A 14,998-nucleotide genomic window follows, 5' to 3' on the forward strand; every position below is an offset into this window, starting at 1 on the left:
ACCGACCCTGCGCAGAAAGCCCGTTTCCAGGCGGATTTGCAAAAGCAGCAAACCCAGCAGGCCGAGCAATTGAAGAAAGCCCAGGCCTTGCAGGAGGAGTCGCGTCGCCTGAGCGAGGAGTCCGAACAGGTGCTGCGCCCGCACGAGCGGATGGCGCTGGCGATGACGCTGATCCAGATTGCGGTTGCCATGGCATCCATCACGGTGCTGACGCAGCGGCGCTGGCTGCTGTCGCTATCCCTGGTTTCGGCCCTGGGTGGCATCGGTCTGGCCATCAGCACCTGGTTATAAGCTTGGCAAGCGGACAGGGATGTCATCCGCCAATAACCATGCTGCGTTGTAGACATTCGGGGTGAAGCAAGCAGCAACACGGCAGTCGGCAAGTGCGGGGCGGGCCCGCAACAAGAAAGGCAAAGCAGTGCAACAAGACGAAGCCGGTCAAGCGGCAACACAGGGCGCGCCACGCATCAGTTGGGCGCAGCGGGTGGATTATTATCTGGACGTAATGGGCATGCGCGGCAAGGGCTTGCTGCTGCTGGGCGGCCTGCTGGCCACCGGCTGGATCATGGCGGGCATTTACAAGGTGCAGCCGGACGAGCAAGGCGTGGTATTGCGCCTGGGCCGCTGGGTGGATACCACCCAGGCAGGGCTGCATTACCACCTGCCGTGGCCGATTGAAACCGTGCTGCTGCCCAAGGTTACCCAGATCAAGCAATTGAAGCTGTCCAACCTGTACGACGGGGTGACGGGCGAGTCCACCGACCCGCGCGACAAGCAGATGCTGACCGGTGACGAAAACATTGTCGAGGCCGATGGCGTGGTGTTCTGGCGCATCAAGGATGCCGGGCAGTTTTTGTTCAAGGTGAACAACCCGGAAACCTCGCTGCGCATTGCTGCGGAAAGCGCCATGCGCGAGGTGGTGTCGCGCACGCCGATTCAGGCGGTGATGTCCAATCGTCGCCAGCAGGTGGCTGATGAAACCCGGGAGTTGCTGCAAAACCGGCTGGACCAGGCGCAAAGCGGCGTTCTGGTCACCCAGGTGCAACTGCAACGGGTAGACCCGCCAGCCGCGGTCATCGACGCCTTCAACGATGTGCAGCGCGCCCGTGCCGACCAGGAACGCGCCCGCAACGAAGCCCAGGCCTACAGCAACGACATCCTGCCCAAGGCGCGTGGCGATGCAGCGCGCATCCTGCAGGAGGCGCAGGCCTATCAGAGCCAGGTGGTTAACCTGGCGCAGGGTGAGGCCAAGCGTTTTGATTCGGTGTACCAGAGCTATGCTCAGGCCAAGGATGTCACCGCCTGGCGGCTGTATCTGGACAGCATGGACGAAGTGCTGAAGAAGGCCAGCAAGGTGGTGGTGGATTCCTCCGGCAAGGGCGGTAATGGCGGCGTGTTGTCGCTGTTGCAGCTACAGGACAAAGACAAGGCCAAGCCCACCAAGGAGACCCGCTGATGGCTAGTTCCTACAAGGGTGCGGGCATTGTGGCCGCGCTGGCGGCCGTGTGGCTGCTGTCGTCTTCCTTCTATACCCTCAGCGAGGGGCAAAAGGGCCTGATCATCCGCCTGGGCGCGCCTATCGACGTGGATGCCGAGCCCGGCCTCAAGTTCAAGCTGCCGCTGGTGGACAGCCTGCAGTTTTATGATGTGCGCCTGCAAACGCTGGCTCCGCCGCCGGAGCAGATCATCCTGGGTGATGAAAAACGGGTGGAAGTGGAAACCTATACCCGCTACCGCATTGCCAACCCGCTGCGTTTTTACCAGGCGCTGCGTACCGAGGATCAGGCGCGCCTGCAGCTGACCCAGCTGGTGAGCACATCCTTGCGGCGCGAGCTGGGCAAGGTGCCGCTCAAGGCCTTGCTGTCCGGGGAGCGCACCCACATCGTGCAGCAGATCCAGCAGGAAACCGCCACCCGCGCCGGCACGCTGGGCATTGAAGTTACCGAAGTACGCCTGCACCGTGCCGACCTGCCGCTGGAAACCAGCCAGGCCATTTACGACCGCATGAAGTCGGCACGTCAGCAGGAGGCCAAGGAGCTGCGGGCGCAAGGCGCGCAATGGGCGCAGGAAATCCAGGCCAAGGCCGAAGGCGAACGCACTGTCATCCTGTCCGAGGCCCAGCGCCAGAGCGCCATCATCCACGGCGAGGGCGATGCCCAGGCCAACCGCATCCTGGCGGCAGCATTCAGCAAGGACCCCAAGTTCTACAAGTTCTACCGTTCCTTGCAGACTTACCGTCAGGCGCTGTCGGACTCGGCCCCAACACTGTTGCTGACACCGGATTCCGCCTTGCTGCATGACTTCCGCAACGGCCCGGCCAGCAGCAAGCCATGAGCCAGCTGGCCAGCACCTTGCGCACGCTTGCACCGCTACAGCTTGGCCGCCTGCAAAGGCTGGCCGCCACCCTGGGGCCGGGGCTGGTGGTGATGCTGGCTGATACCGATGCCGGCAGCGTGCTGACTGCGGCGCAAAGCGGTGCGCAATGGGGCTACCGCTTGCTGCTGTTGCAGTTTCTCATCATCCCGCTGTTGTTCATGGTGCAGGAGCTGACGGTGCGGCTGGCGCTGTCCAGCGGCAAGGGCTATGGCGAACTGGTGCTGCAGCGCTTTGGCCGTGGCTGGGCGCGGCTGTCCACTACGGCCTTGATACTCAGCTGCTTTGGCGCGCTGCTTACCGAAATGAGCGGCCTGTCCGGCGTGGCGCAGTTGTACGGCGTGCCGGTATGGCAGAGCGTCGCGGTGCTGGCGCTGTTGATTTTCCTGATGGTTGCCAGCGGCAGTTACCGGCAGGTGGAGCGCATGGCCATGCTGCTGGGGGTGGCCGAGCTGGCCTTCCTGTGGATGGCCTGGCGCGCCTGGCCGCAGTGGTCCCACATCCGCCAGCAGTTATTGCAGCTCCCCTTGCACGACAGCAGTTACCTGTATTTGCTGGCGGCAAACCTGGGCAGCAGCGTGATGCCGTGGACCGTGTTCTATCAACAGTCCGCACTGATCGACAAGGGACTGAACCTGGCCGACCTGCGCGCTGCACGCATGGACACCATGCTGGGGGCCGTGCTGTGCCAGCTGATCACCGCCGCCGTGCTGATTGCCGCGGCCTCGGTGTTTGCCGGGCATGGTGCGGTGCTGCTGGACACCATCCCGGAACTGGCCACCGCCTTTGGCGCGGCACTGGGCCCCTTGGCCGGGCGGCTGCTGTTTGCGCTGGCACTGAGCGGGGGTGCGCTGGTGGCCACCATCGTGGTATGCCTGTCCGCCGCATGGGCGCTGGGTGAGCTGGGCGGGCGGCATCATGCCTTGGCCGAACATCCGCGTGCAGCGCCCTGGTTTTATGCAGCCTTCGCCCTGATGCTGCTGCTGGCCGCTGCCGTGGTGGCCATCAGCCCCAGCCTGGTGCGGCTGTCGATTGCCACCGGGGTGCTCAATGCGCTGTTGTTACCGCTGGTGTTGTGTTTTCTGTACCGGCTGGCACGCAGTGAGCTGCCTGCCGGTTTGCGTCTGCAAGGGCCGTATGCCGTGCTGGTGGCGGTGCTGTTTGTTCTGGCTGGCGGGCTGGGCCTGTTTGCCGGTATCACCGGTGCGCTGGCTGCCTGAGGCGGCAGACCCGATTGCAATGGAAAGGGTGTGATGGAGCTGGATGGTTTGATGCAGGCACTGGGCATGACACTGCAAGTGTTCATGCTGGACCTGATTCTGAGTGGCGACAATGCGCTGGTCATTGCGGTGGCCTGCCGCTCGCTGCCGCCGCAACTGATGCGCAAGGCGGTGTTGCTGGGGACCGGTTTTGCCATTTTGCTGCGCGTTCTGCTCACCACGGTGGTGGGCTTCCTGCTGCAAGTGCCCTTGCTCAAGCTGCTGGGGGCTGGTTTGCTGATCAGCATTGCCATCAAGCTGTTGCTGGGCGATGACGAAACTGATGACAGCCTGCCCGGCAATACTGCGGACAGCCGCCAGTTGTGGTCGGCGGTGTCGGTGGTGGTGATGGCTGACCTGGTATTGAGTCTCGATAATGTGGTGGCGCTGGCCGCCGCCGCGCAGGGCAGTGTGCTGTACCTGATTCTGGGCTTGCTGTTCAGCGTGCCCTTGTTGATGTACGGCAGCCTGCTGATTGCCCGTCTGCTGAACGATTACCCGCTACTGTTGCCATTGGGTGCCAGCCTGCTGGCCTGGGTGGCCGGTCAGCTGGCGGTGAGCGACCCGCTGGTGCTGGACTGGGTGAATACCCAGGCACCGGCCTTGCAAGTGGTGGTGCCGCTACTGTGCGTGGTATTCGTGCTGGTGGAAAGCCGCATCATCCGCGAGCGTGCGCCCGGACTGACGCCGCCGCCGCCACTGGGCTGGCTGGATGGCCTCACCGGCCGTCTGGCGCGCATCGGCGAGGCGGGCAGCGTAGCCGAGACTACCGTCCAGGCGGCAGCGCTTCCCTCACTGGCCGAGTCACCGGCTGTACCGTCCTTGAGCGTGCCGGATGCCCCCTCGCACACCCCGCTTGTCGTCGCTGAGCCAGCCGGCGAAGCGCAGGCTGACACGGCGACGCAGGCTGCGGACACCGCCCCGGATGTCGCAGTACCGGTCTCCGCCCGCGCTCCTGCAACGCCCAAACGGCCGCGTGCGGACGGGCTGCTGAGCTCGCCGCGCATGGCCTTGCTGGTGAAAGTCCTGCTGGGCCTCGCAGCCCTGGTAGGGATTTGCGCACTGGGCTGGCTGGTATTCCATTTGCTGAGTCAGGGCTTTTTGCCCACCCCGGCGCCCAGCCACAAAATCAAACACTGATGCACACGGCCATGCTCCGGCATGGCACCATCACGATTCCGGCGTCCGCATTCCGGCAGGACGTTCTTGAAGGACTTTTGTATGTACCGTTATCTGTCGGTGGCGGCATTACTGGGCTTGACCGGTTGTGCCGCCACGGTGGCCCCGGTGGCCCAGCCTGTTCCCGCTCCTGCGCCTGTGTTGCGCCCGGCCCCGATGCCGGACCCGCAAAGCCTGTTGCCCGCCCCCGTGGTCAAACCGGTGACGCCTGCCCCGCTTGTTACCCCCGTCAGCAAGCCGGTGCCCTTGCCGCTGCAACCGGCCTATGCCAACGAGCAGGAAGGCAGCGCCTTGCTGGACAAGCTGCTGCCGCGTGGCATTCCGGCGCGGCGCGAATGGCATGGCGACATCATGACCGCCTTCACCCATCTGAAAATTCCGTATGCTCCGCAATACTTCTGTGCGGTACTGGCGGTGGCCGAGCAGGAGTCCGGTTTCAATCCCGACCCGGTAGTCCCCAATCTGTCGAAGATTGTCTGGGGGCAGATTGAAGAGCGGCGGCAGAAGTATTTCATCCCCTCGCTGGTGGTGGATGCGGCCATGCTGAAGAAATCCCCCAATGGCCAGACCTACAAGGAACGGGTGAATGCCCTGCGCACCAAGAAGCAGATGAATGCGCTGTTTGAAGACATGATCCGCGAACTGCCGTTCGGCCAGACCATCTTCGAACACAAGAACCCCATCCGCGATGGCGGGCCCATGCAGGTGAGCGTGGCCTTTGCCGAAACCCAGGTGCGCGCCTGGCCTTATCCCTACAGCTATACCAGCTTGCGCGACGAAGTATTCAGCCTGCGTGGCAGCGTGTATTTCGGTACCGCCATCCTGCTGCAATACCCCATCAGCTATCCGGACATGGTGTATCGATTTGCCGACTACAACGCCGGGCGTTACGCCAGCCGCAATGCCGCCTTCCAGCAGGCGGTGCAGCATCTGTCCGGGCAGAAGCTGGCGCTGGATGGCGACATCATGCTGTACAGCGACAAGATGAACCGTGTGCTGTCCGGTGCTACCAGCGACACCCAGCGTGCGCTCAATGGCCTGGCCGGGCGCTTGCGCATGAGCCCGGACGAGATGGCACGCGATCTGCGGCAGGAGAAACTGGCGGCCTTCAGCCAGACCGAAGTCTACAAGCGGGTGTTTGCGCTGGCCGACCAGTCCGGCAAGGCAGCACCACGCCAGATCATCCCGCAGATCGTGCTGATCAGCCCCAAGTTCACCCATCAGCTGACCACCGAATGGTTTGCCAAGCGGGTGGATGGCCGCTACGAAAAGTGCATGGAGCGCGGTGGCTTCCGGCCCTGATCTGTCGTCTGTGCAAGTAAAAACGGCCCTTTGGAAGGGCCGTTTTTTCATGTGGCTGGCTGCGTCTGGCGAGACCAGAACAAGGGCTGCCAGCCCTGCTGTGCCGCCACGGCGGCCAGCTTGGGGTCGGCATTCACCGTGTAAGCCACATCCACGGCCTGCAGCAACGGCACATCGTTGATGGAGTCGCTGTAACCGTGGCTGCCGCTCAGGCTTTGGCCATGTTGCTGCAGCCATTGTTGCAGGCGGATCACCTTGCCCTGCTGATAGGTCATCACGCCTTGGGTGTGGCCGGTGTAGCAACCCGCCTCGGTGGCCAGCTGGATGGCCAGGAAATCATCCGCCCCCAGATAGCGCGAGATCGGCCCCACCAGATGCTCGCCGGTGGCGGAGATCACCAGCAGGGTGCGCCCCTCGGCCTTGTAGCGTGCCAGCGTGTCGCGTGCCTGATCGAACACGATGGGGGCGATGATGTCGGCAATGAAACGCTCCACCCACTCGGCTACTTCCTCCACGCTGCGCCCCTGCATCGGTTGCAGGGTGAAGTCCATGTAGTCTTCCATGCGCAATTCGCCCCGGCGATAGGCTGCCATCAGCTCGGCCTCGCGCGGCAGCATGTCGGCGGCGGCCAGGCCGTGTTGCACCATGAACTGCAGCCACAGGCTGGAGCTGTCGCCGTCGGTGAGGGTGTCGTCCAGATCGAAAATGGCCAGCATCAACGCACCTCGCGCATGTCGTCACGGCTGATTTGCAGGCGCACTTCGGTGCCGGCCGGCATCAGGTCGCTGGCGGTACGGTTCAGCCGGTCCACTTGCAGGGTGACGCCCGCGCTTTCAATCTGGTAACGAATGATATTGCCCAGTAACTGGTGCTGACGGATAACGCCAGGCAGGGTATCTGCCTGTTGGCTATGTCCATCCAGTACGTGGATGGATTCCGGACGGATGGCCAGGTGGCCGTTGATGTTCAGCCCCAGCAGGCGCTGGCTGTCCGCCGCGCCCAGCAGATTGTAATTGCCCATGAAGCGGGCGACGAATTCGGTGGCCGGTTCGGTGTACACCATTTCGGCGCGGCCTTCCTGTTCCACCTTGCCCTGGTTCATCACGAAGATGCGGTCGGACATGGTGAGTGCTTCTTCCTGATCGTGGGTGACGAAAATGGTGGTCAGGCCCAGACGGCGCTGGATATCGCGAATCTGCTCGCGCAGGTTCTTGCGGATGCGCGCGTCCAGTGCCGACAGCGGTTCGTCCAGCAGCAGGATGCGCGGCTCCACCACCAGCGCACGCGCCAGCGCTACCCGCTGACGCTGCCCGCCGGACAGTTCGTGCGGATAGTGGTTTTCCTTGCCGGAGAGCTCCACCAGCTTGATGACTTCCGCCACCTTGCGAGCAATCTCCGCGCCATCGCATTTGCGCATTTTCAGGCCAAAGCCGATGTTCTGCGTCACGTTCATATTGGGAAACAGCGCATAGCTCTGGAACACCATGCCGATGCCGCGCTTTTGCGGCGACTGGTGGGTGATGTCCTCGCCACCCACGCGGATGTGGCCGGAGGTGGGGGGTTCAAAACCGGCGATCATGCGCAGCACGGTGGTTTTGCCGCAACCGGACGGGCCGAGGAAGGTGACGAATTCGCCCTGCTCGATGCTCATGTTGAAGTCGTGAACCACGACATGGTCGTCAAAGCGTTTGTGCAGATTATTGATGGTGAGGTAAGCCATGTGGTTTTCCTTGGATTCTGTCTGGGCTCAGGCCGTCTTGCGGGCCGGGCGGGCATTGCGGGCGAATACCTGGATCAGCCCCATTGAGGCCCAGGTCACCAGGAAGGCGATGATGGCCAGTGCCGAGGGCTCGTAAGCGCGGTTGGCACCGATCAGTTGCAGGTAAGGGCCAAAGGCCGGGCGGCCCAGCAGGCTGGCCATGGTGAATTCGCCAATCACCACCGCAAAGGTGAGAAACGCCCCGGACAGGATGGCCGACTTCACATTCGGGAAAATCACCTGCAGCAAGATGCTGGGCCAGCTGGCACCCAGGCTCTCGGCCGCTTCGGTCAGGGTGCGCACATCAATGGCGCGCAGGCCGGCGTCTATCGAGCGGTACAGATAGGGCAGGGCCAACGTGACGTAGCTGCACATCAGCAAGAAGTCGGTGGCACGGTCATTGCCGGTCAAGGGCAGCCAGGCACTGCTGTTGTACAGCTTGAGGTAGCCGAACACGATGACGATGGCCGGAATCACCAGCGGCAGCAGCGTGATGAACTCCACCAGCGGACGCAGGCGCGGCAGTTTCAGCTGAATCCAGTAGGCGGTGGGCACCACCAGCAGAATGCCGACGATGATGGTGAGCACTGCCATCAAGGTGGAATAACCGAATGTGGCCTGAAAGCCGGGGTCGGACAGCACCACCTTGTAGGCTTCAAAGCTGTAGCCGTCGCGGTTCATCTTCAGGCTGAACTCGAAGGTGGCAATCAGTGGCAGCAGGAAATAAAGGGTGCCGATGGCAATGGCCACCCAGGCGCCTAGTCGCGATGTCGATTTCATTCACGCCCCCTTTCGGCGCGGCTGCGCAGCCAGATATAGCCGGCATTGGACAGGCCGGTCACCACAATCATCCCCAGCGCCAGTGCATAGCCCAGGTTCTGGTCGTGCAGCACATCGCCGCGAATCTGCGCGTACAGCAGGATGGGCACGATATTGAGCGAGCTGCCGGTCAGTGCGTAAGCAGTGGCTACCGCGCCAAAGGCATTGGCGAACAGCAGCAGGGTGGAGCCCAGAATGCTGGGCCACAGAATGGGCAGGGCAATATGCCACCAGTAGGCGACGCTGCTACCGCCCAGGCTTTCGCAGGCTTCGCGCCATTCGGCACGCAGGCCGTCAATGGCCGGGGTGACAATCAGCACCATCAGCGGAATCTGGAAGTACAGATAAGTCAGCGTCAGGCCGATGAAGCTGAGGATGGAAAAGCCGGTGCTGTAGAGGTCGAAGTCGGCATAGTTGCGCAGCAGTACTGTCACCAGACCCATGCGGCCCAGGGTGGACAGAAAGGCAAACGACAGCGGAATGCCGGCAAAGTTGGACGCCACGCCGGAGAAGGTCATCAGCGTGGGGCGAATCCAGGCGGGCAGGCCGCCCTGAATGGCCGCCAGCGCCAGCAACAGGCCGATCAGGCTGCCACCCAGTGCGGATGCCGCGCTGACTTCAAAGCTGATCCAGTAGGCCGACAGAATGCTGTCGTCAAACAGTTTGGCGATATTGCCCAGGGTGAAATGGCCGTTGGCATCCTGGAACGCGCCTATCATCAGCGTGGCGGTGGGCAGGATGAGAAACAGCAGGGCAAACAGGAAAAACGGCACTACGCCCAGCCAGTTCAGGGCAGACGGTGCCAGTCGCGGGCGCTCCTGTCCGGCCTCGGGCGGGCAGTGTGTGACGGAATCGGGTGAAGTGGGCATCCGTGGTGCAGCCTCGTAAAAATGGGGAAGCCCGGCATGGGCAGGGGGTCTGCCGTGCTGTTGTGCTGCCTGGTGGGCAGGTCGGGTCTGTCCCGGTGACAGGATGGGGTAAGCGTCATGGCCGCCGCAGCGGCCATGACGGCAAGGCAGATCAGCAGTTCGGGCTTACTTGACGTTGCTGCCCACTACGCTGTCCCACTGCTTGGTGATGACAGCCTTGTACACTTCCTGCTGTTCCAGCGTGGGGAACACGGCTTTCTTGTAGTTGGCAGCGGCCGGCAGCTTGGCCAGCAGGTCGGCCGGGACTTTCTTGCGTGCCGCCAGGTCGTTGAAGCGGCTTGGGTGGCAGTAGCCCTTCAGCCAGCCCAGTTGGCCTTCGTCGGAGTACAGGTATTCCATCCACAGCTTGGCGGCGTTCGGGTGCGGAGCGTAGGCGCTGATCGCCTGTACGTACACGCCAGCCACCACGCCGGACTTCGGTACTACCACGGCCACTTTCGGGTTGCCCTTCAGGGTGTCGCGGTCGGCCAGGGCGTTGTAGTCCCAGCGCACGATGATGGGGGTGGTGCCCTGGGCTAGCGAGGCAGCCTTGCCGATTACCGGCACGAAGTTGCCGTTTTTGTTTAGTTGCGAGAAGAACTTCAGGCCGGCATCAGCAGCCTTGGCCGGGTTACCGCCAGCTTGCGACAGACCGGCAGCGTACACGCCCATGATGGCCTGGTTGGCGGTGCGCGGGTCACCAGCCAGGGCCACGGCATTCTTGTATTCCGGTTTCAGCAGGTCGGCCCAGTCAGCCGGTACTTTCTTGATGATGTCGGTGTTCACTTCAAACGCCAGCACGCCGTAGTAGTCGCCGTACCAGTAGCCGTCCTTGTCCTTCACTTCGGCCGGAATGCTGTTCCAGGTGGATACCTTGTACGGCTGGATCAGCCCGGCTTCCTTGGCTTGCGGGCCAAAGGACAGGCCAACGTCGATCACGTCCGGTGCCTGCGGGCCCTTGTTGCCCTTGTTGGCCTTGATGGCCTCGACCTCGTCACCGGAACCTGCATCCGGGTTCAGTTCGTTCACCTTGATGCCGTACTTGGCCTTGAAGCCGGCCAGCAAGTCGCCATAACCACACCAGTCATGCGGCAGGGCGATGGTGGTGAGTTCACCTTCCTGCTTTGCCGCCTTGATCAGGCTGTTCAGATCCTGTGCATGCACAGCGGAAGCACCAACACTCAGTGCGGACAAAACAACTGCGGCCATCAGCTTCTTGTTCATTGGGACGATCCTTTGGACTAGGTCAATTGAGCAGGGCGATCTTAGGCAGTGCAGATGACGAGATGATGTGCGGCAAGTTTCAGTTGCGTGTCAGTTGCATGAAGTCTTGGGATCGACCTGTTCTGGTCATAACCCGACATGCTGTCGTGCGGCTGTCATACAGCTCTGCTAAACACTAAGCGGTAGCGCAATCAACGTGGACTAGTCCAGATCATGGCAACAGAAAATAATCAGACCCAGGTGGCCCAAATACGACAGTCCTTGCTGGCGCAGATGGCCGGTGGCCTGCTGCCACCGGGCAGCAAATTACCGGCAGAGCGCACTTTGTCGCAGCTGTTTGATACCACTCGCATCACCCTGAAGGACGCCTTGCTGGCGCTGGAGGCGGAAGGCTGCATTTACCGCGAAGAGCGGCGCGGCTGGTTCGTGGCCCCGCCACGGCTGGAGTACAACCCGCAATACCGTGGCCATTTCCAGCAGATGGTGCAACAGCAGCAACGGCGGGTGGATACCCGCGTGCTGTCATCGCGCAGCATGGTGGCGGCACCGGAAATCAGCCAGCGTCTGCAATTGCCCGCGCTGGCGCGGGTGTTGCAAATCTGCCGCCAGCGCAGCCTGGATGGCCGGGTAGTGCTGTATGTCGAGCATTACCTGAAGCCGGAATGCTTTCCCGGCATCATGCGCGAGGATTTGTCGCAATCCCTCACCGAACTCTATCAGCAGCATTACGGCCTGCATTACAGCCGCTCCCGCTTTGACATTACCCCCACGGCGGCGCGTGGTGCGGTGGCGCAGGCGCTAATGCTGGCCGATGGCTCGCCCATCTTGCGCATTGCCCGCATCAATTACGACCAGCAGCAGCGCATCATCGACTGCGATATCGAATACTGGCGGCACGATGCCATCCGCGTGACGGTGGACAGCCAGCCGCAGGCCTGAGCCGTGTGCAGTGCCATATCATCATGCCATTGGCCTGAATGGCTGGTTTTCAGCGCGAAAAAGGCATGAATTAACAATTGCACACAGTTTTCTTACAAACGCTTACCAAGTGATACAGCAGGGCAACAGACGCTAGCCGGCGTGCGGTGCATGCTGCAAGCACGATAACAACACTGGAGAATCCTGATGAAAACCCGAGTCCATCGTCTGACCGGCTGGCTGTTGCTGGCCGCTTCTGTCAGCAGCCTGACTGCTTGTGTCGTGACTCCGACTCGTACCCAGGTCGTCTACAAGCCTGTGCCGGTCACGGTCCAGGCCCCTGTCGCGGTGCGCTGGAACCCGGCCGAGCATCCTTATTACGGTCATGCGATGAGCGATTTGCGTCAGGCCCGCGCCTTGCTGGCACGGCCGGATGTACAGCCGGTACAGGATGATGAGCGCTGGGCTGTCGGTGCCATTGACGCTGCGTTGAAGGAAATGACCCAGGCCTCCATTCAGGATGGCAAGAACCCCTGGCAGATTCCGGCTCCGGATGCGCGCCTGAACCCGACCGATCGCTTCCATCAGGCCCTGCAGTTGCTGGAACAGGCGAAGCGTGATGCCAGCCATCGCGAGGACGACCCCTGGGTGCGCGATCTGCAAGGCCGCATCCTGCACCATATCGACGATGCACACCGGGCCACCCAGCAGGCCATTGCCGACGCCTTGCGCTAAGACCCGATAACAAAACCCCCACTCCAGCGTTGCGCCGTCTTGTCGTACTCCATGTACTGTCTGCGGCGGCGCGCCTTGGCCCGGGTGCTCTGCGAGGTTTTGTTCTCGGTTCTGAACCCACCGTTTTTCCTGACTCACTGCAACAACAATAAACACGCTTGCAACCCTGGGAGATCACAATGTCTACCTTGAAAAAAACACTGGCAACCCTGCTGCTGGCCGGTTCGGCCCTGCTGGCTGCTTCGGCAGCACAGGCTGACGACTGGCACGATAATGGCTGGCACCCGGACATGCGCCAGGACTGGCACGAAGGCATGCCCTGGCGCTTCGAGCAGCACCACTGGCACCCGGATGAACATCCTTACTACATGCATGCCATGACCGACCTGCGTCTGGCGCGTGATCTGCTGGCCCGTCCGGACCAGCCGCGTGTCGAGCAGGGCGAACACCGCGCAGTGGACGCCATCAACCAGGCCCTGCATGCCATGCACGATGCGGCCATCGATGATGGCAAGAACCCCTTCCAGCGCCTGCCGCCGGATGCCCAATACCGCCCGGACGACCGTTTCCACCAGGCCCTGCGCCTGCTGGACAAGGCGCGTCAGGATGCCAGCCATGAAGAGGACGACCCCTATCTGCGTGGTTTGCAGCACTACATCATTGGCCAGATCGGTGTGGCCCAGCATGCGGTGGATGACGCCATTCGCCAGGCACTGCGCTAAGAGCCGCTAACAAAAAACCTGCTGCTGCGTTGCGCATCCTTGCCGTACCCTTGTCCTGTCGGCGTCGGCAGGCCTTGCCCCAGGGACGCTACGCTGCTTGCAGCCTGCCAGCCCCCGTCACAGCCATGCTGTCGCGGGGGTTTTGCCATTGCAGCGATGCCGCAGGACGGTGGGTTTTGCGCTACCATGCCGGCTGTTTGATGTTGACCAAGGATGCAACCATGACCCGCCTGCTCATCCTCTATACCGGTGGCACCATCGGCATGGACCACACCCCGGAGGGCCTGGCCCCCGTTCCCGGCCTGTTGCCGCGCCTGCTGGAGCGATTCCGCACCCCGGCACTGGACTTTGACGTGGTGGAATACCCGCAACTGATCGACTCCTCCGCCATTGTCCCGGCCCAGTGGCAGCAGCTGATTGACGATCTGGCTACGCGCTACGCCGCCTACGACGGCTTTGTGGTGATTCATGGCACCGACACCATGGCCTACACCGCCAGCGTGCTGGCCTTTGCCCTGCAAGGCCTGGCCAAGCCGGTGGTTGTCACCGGTGCGCAACTGCCACTGGTCCATCCGCGTTCGGATGGCTGGAGCAATCTGGCCGATGCGCTGGAAGCCGCCAGCCAGCCGGATTTGCACGAAGTGTGCATCGCCTTCAACCGCCTGCTGCTGCGTGGCTGCCGTGCCCGCAAGCTGGATGCCGCCAGCTTTGCCGGTTTTGACAGCTCCAATGCCCCGGCGCTGGCCAGCTTTGGCATTCAGGCCCACTGGCAGCGCCAGCACTGGCTGCGTGCCCGCCAGCCTTTCCAGCCGGTGGCGCTGGATGTTTCGCTCAAGCTGGCTACTTTCTTCCTGACACCGGGCTATGCCAGCACGCTGGCCGGGCAGGCCATGCAGGAGGGGGATCTGGATGCTGCGGTGCTGATGAGCTACGGCAATGGCAATACCCCGGCCGACCCGGTACTGCTGGATGGTGTGGCGGCGCTGAGCGCCCGTGGTGGTGCAGTCCTCAACATCAGTCAGGTGGTGCATGGCGCGGTGGAAGTAGGTGCCTATGCCGCCAGCCAGCCCCTGGCCCGTGCCGGTGCCATTGCCGGTGCTGACCTCACGCCCGAGGCGGCCACGGCCAAGCTGCTGGTGTTGCTGTCGCAAGGCCTGCGTGGTGATGCCCTGCGCCAGCAATTGTCAACGGTGCTGGTAGGTGAGAGCAGTTAGCCCCCCCTGTCATTCTGTGATTCAAGGCGTGCCAGCAGCACGCCTTTTTTATTGCTGCAGTAGTGTGGAAATTGACCAAAAAATAAGCGGTGCTTAATTTTCCTGTATCTTCAATGATTTGCAGTATTTATCCACATCCCCTCCACATGGCGGTACACGGCTGGCGTGGAAAACTGCGGGTATTGCTCAAAAAACAGGCAGTGTTGCAAAGTCGTTTCAATCTCAGTGACTTAGCTGCCTTGTCCACAGACCACACACAAGCCTGTCCCCGCTGCTTGTGTAAAAACAGCAGCCACACCGCTTGTGCTGCTGCGCCGGACCAGCCTCATCCACAAGAAGCGGCTTTGCCTAAAAAATAATCAATCAACAAAAAATGTCGCGGATTCATGCACTTGCTCCACTTGCCCACAGGCGATGCACAAGCCTGTCCCCGCGTGGTGTGTAAAACCCTTGTCCGGCCTGCATTCCGCTGGTTTTTTGCCCATACGGGGCCATGGCAGGACAGTTAAATGGTGGTACTGGCCAGCAGTTGCGTGGATTGCCTAAAAAAAAGGCAGTGCAGAAAAGGATAGCCGGATCATGCACT

15 protein-coding genes are annotated in these 14,998 nt (G+C 62.1%); 10 read left to right on the forward strand and 5 right to left on the reverse strand.

Annotated features, from left to right (window positions below; all coding sequences use genetic code 11):
• The 6 genes from JHD62_RS14185 to JHD62_RS14210 all read left to right on the forward strand — a co-directional run.
• The coding region (locus tag JHD62_RS14185; RefSeq protein WP_199103431.1) for a DUF4337 family protein at positions 1–291 on the forward strand (291 nt) is incomplete at its 5' end.
• A gap of 127 nt (positions 292–418) precedes the next feature.
• A complete protein-coding gene (hflK, locus tag JHD62_RS14190) occupies positions 419–1,456 on the forward strand; it encodes an FtsH protease activity modulator HflK (protein ID WP_370541064.1) in 1,038 nt (345 codons plus the stop codon).
• Positions 1,456–2,334, forward strand: a complete 879-nt coding sequence (hflC, locus tag JHD62_RS14195) for a protease modulator HflC (protein ID WP_199103432.1) — start codon at positions 1,456–1,458, stop codon at positions 2,332–2,334. Before hflK ends, hflC begins: the two co-directional genes overlap by 1 nt.
• Positions 2,331–3,593 (forward strand): NRAMP family divalent metal transporter, encoded by a 1,263-nt coding sequence (locus JHD62_RS14200; protein WP_199103434.1) that lies wholly within the window; start codon positions 2,331–2,333, stop codon positions 3,591–3,593. Before hflC ends, JHD62_RS14200 begins: the two co-directional genes overlap by 4 nt.
• Positions 3,594–3,626: 33 nt before the next feature.
• Positions 3,627–4,772, forward strand: a complete 1,146-nt coding sequence (locus JHD62_RS14205; RefSeq protein ID WP_199103436.1) for a YjbE family putative metal transport protein — start codon at positions 3,627–3,629, stop codon at positions 4,770–4,772.
• A gap of 81 nt (positions 4,773–4,853) precedes the next feature.
• Positions 4,854–6,113, forward strand: coding sequence for a DUF1615 family protein (locus JHD62_RS14210; RefSeq protein WP_199103438.1), 1,260 nt, complete (start codon positions 4,854–4,856; stop codon positions 6,111–6,113).
• 47 nt (positions 6,114–6,160) lie between these two features.
• On the opposite strand, the gene JHD62_RS14215 is transcribed toward JHD62_RS14210, so the two are convergent.
• The 5 genes from JHD62_RS14215 to JHD62_RS14235 all read right to left on the reverse strand — a co-directional run bounded on the left by JHD62_RS14215 (position 6,161) and on the right by JHD62_RS14235 (position 10,823).
• On the reverse strand, positions 6,161–6,829 hold the full coding sequence (locus JHD62_RS14215) for an HAD family phosphatase (RefSeq protein ID WP_233160951.1): 669 nt from the start codon (positions 6,827–6,829) through the stop codon (positions 6,161–6,163).
• The gene (locus JHD62_RS14220; protein WP_199103440.1) at positions 6,829–7,833 is read right to left on the reverse strand and encodes an ABC transporter ATP-binding protein; all 1,005 of its coding nucleotides are present in this window, start codon (positions 7,831–7,833) and stop codon (positions 6,829–6,831) included. The genes JHD62_RS14215 and JHD62_RS14220 overlap by 1 nt, the downstream gene beginning before the upstream one ends.
• A 27-nt stretch (positions 7,834–7,860) precedes the next feature.
• Positions 7,861–8,652, reverse strand: coding sequence for an ABC transporter permease (locus JHD62_RS14225; protein ID WP_199103441.1), 792 nt, complete (start codon positions 8,650–8,652; stop codon positions 7,861–7,863).
• A complete protein-coding gene (locus tag JHD62_RS14230; RefSeq protein ID WP_199103442.1) occupies positions 8,649–9,560 on the reverse strand; it encodes an ABC transporter permease subunit in 912 nt (303 codons plus the stop codon). The genes JHD62_RS14225 and JHD62_RS14230 overlap by 4 nt, the downstream gene beginning before the upstream one ends.
• Positions 9,561–9,725: 165 nt before the next feature.
• Positions 9,726–10,823 (reverse strand): ABC transporter substrate-binding protein, encoded by a 1,098-nt coding sequence (locus tag JHD62_RS14235; RefSeq protein ID WP_199103443.1) that lies wholly within the window; start codon positions 10,821–10,823, stop codon positions 9,726–9,728.
• 213 nt (positions 10,824–11,036) lie between these two features.
• On the opposite strand from JHD62_RS14235, the gene JHD62_RS14240 reads away from it, so the two are divergent.
• From JHD62_RS14240 to JHD62_RS14255, 4 genes are all read left to right on the forward strand, one after another.
• Positions 11,037–11,762: a UTRA domain-containing protein gene (locus tag JHD62_RS14240; RefSeq protein ID WP_062790635.1), complete on the forward strand. Its 726-nt coding sequence runs from the start codon at positions 11,037–11,039 to the stop codon at positions 11,760–11,762.
• A gap of 186 nt (positions 11,763–11,948) precedes the next feature.
• Complete coding sequence (locus JHD62_RS14245; RefSeq protein WP_199103444.1) at positions 11,949–12,476, forward strand: hypothetical protein; 528 nt, start codon at positions 11,949–11,951, stop codon at positions 12,474–12,476.
• A gap of 179 nt (positions 12,477–12,655) precedes the next feature.
• Positions 12,656–13,198 carry a hypothetical protein gene (locus JHD62_RS14250; RefSeq protein WP_199103446.1) on the forward strand — a complete coding sequence of 181 codons (543 nt, stop codon included), beginning with the start codon at positions 12,656–12,658 and terminating at the stop codon, positions 13,196–13,198.
• A 221-nt stretch (positions 13,199–13,419) separates the two neighbouring features.
• Positions 13,420–14,412 carry an asparaginase gene (locus tag JHD62_RS14255; protein WP_199103447.1) on the forward strand — a complete coding sequence of 331 codons (993 nt, stop codon included), beginning with the start codon at positions 13,420–13,422 and terminating at the stop codon, positions 14,410–14,412.
• Positions 14,413–14,998: the final 586 nt, after the last annotated feature.

It is taken from the genome of Aquitalea sp. ASV11 (genome assembly GCF_016429185.1).
Lineage (GTDB): Bacteria > Pseudomonadota > Gammaproteobacteria > Burkholderiales > Chromobacteriaceae > Aquitalea > Aquitalea pelogenes.

Coding starts and splice junctions, on each gene's coding strand:
- JHD62_RS14255 (WP_199103447.1), top strand. CDS start 13,420: ATGACCCGCCTGCTCATCCTCTATACCGGTGGCACCATCGGCATGGAC.
- JHD62_RS14235 (WP_199103443.1), bottom strand. CDS start 10,823: ATGAACAAGAAGCTGATGGCCGCAGTTGTTTTGTCCGCACTGAGTGTT.
- JHD62_RS14245 (WP_199103444.1), top strand. CDS start 11,949: ATGAAAACCCGAGTCCATCGTCTGACCGGCTGGCTGTTGCTGGCCGCT.
- JHD62_RS14230 (WP_199103442.1), bottom strand. CDS start 9,560: ATGCCCACTTCACCCGATTCCGTCACACACTGCCCGCCCGAGGCCGGA.
- JHD62_RS14215 (WP_233160951.1), bottom strand. CDS start 6,829: ATGCTGGCCATTTTCGATCTGGACGACACCCTCACCGACGGCGACAGC.
- JHD62_RS14200 (WP_199103434.1), top strand. CDS start 2,331: ATGAGCCAGCTGGCCAGCACCTTGCGCACGCTTGCACCGCTACAGCTT.
- JHD62_RS14225 (WP_199103441.1), bottom strand. CDS start 8,652: ATGAAATCGACATCGCGACTAGGCGCCTGGGTGGCCATTGCCATCGGC.
- JHD62_RS14210 (WP_199103438.1), top strand. CDS start 4,854: ATGTACCGTTATCTGTCGGTGGCGGCATTACTGGGCTTGACCGGTTGT.
- hflC (WP_199103432.1), top strand. CDS start 1,456: ATGGCTAGTTCCTACAAGGGTGCGGGCATTGTGGCCGCGCTGGCGGCC.
- JHD62_RS14240 (WP_062790635.1), top strand. CDS start 11,037: ATGGCAACAGAAAATAATCAGACCCAGGTGGCCCAAATACGACAGTCC.
- JHD62_RS14250 (WP_199103446.1), top strand. CDS start 12,656: ATGTCTACCTTGAAAAAAACACTGGCAACCCTGCTGCTGGCCGGTTCG.
- JHD62_RS14205 (WP_199103436.1), top strand. CDS start 3,627: ATGGAGCTGGATGGTTTGATGCAGGCACTGGGCATGACACTGCAAGTG.
- JHD62_RS14220 (WP_199103440.1), bottom strand. CDS start 7,833: ATGGCTTACCTCACCATCAATAATCTGCACAAACGCTTTGACGACCAT.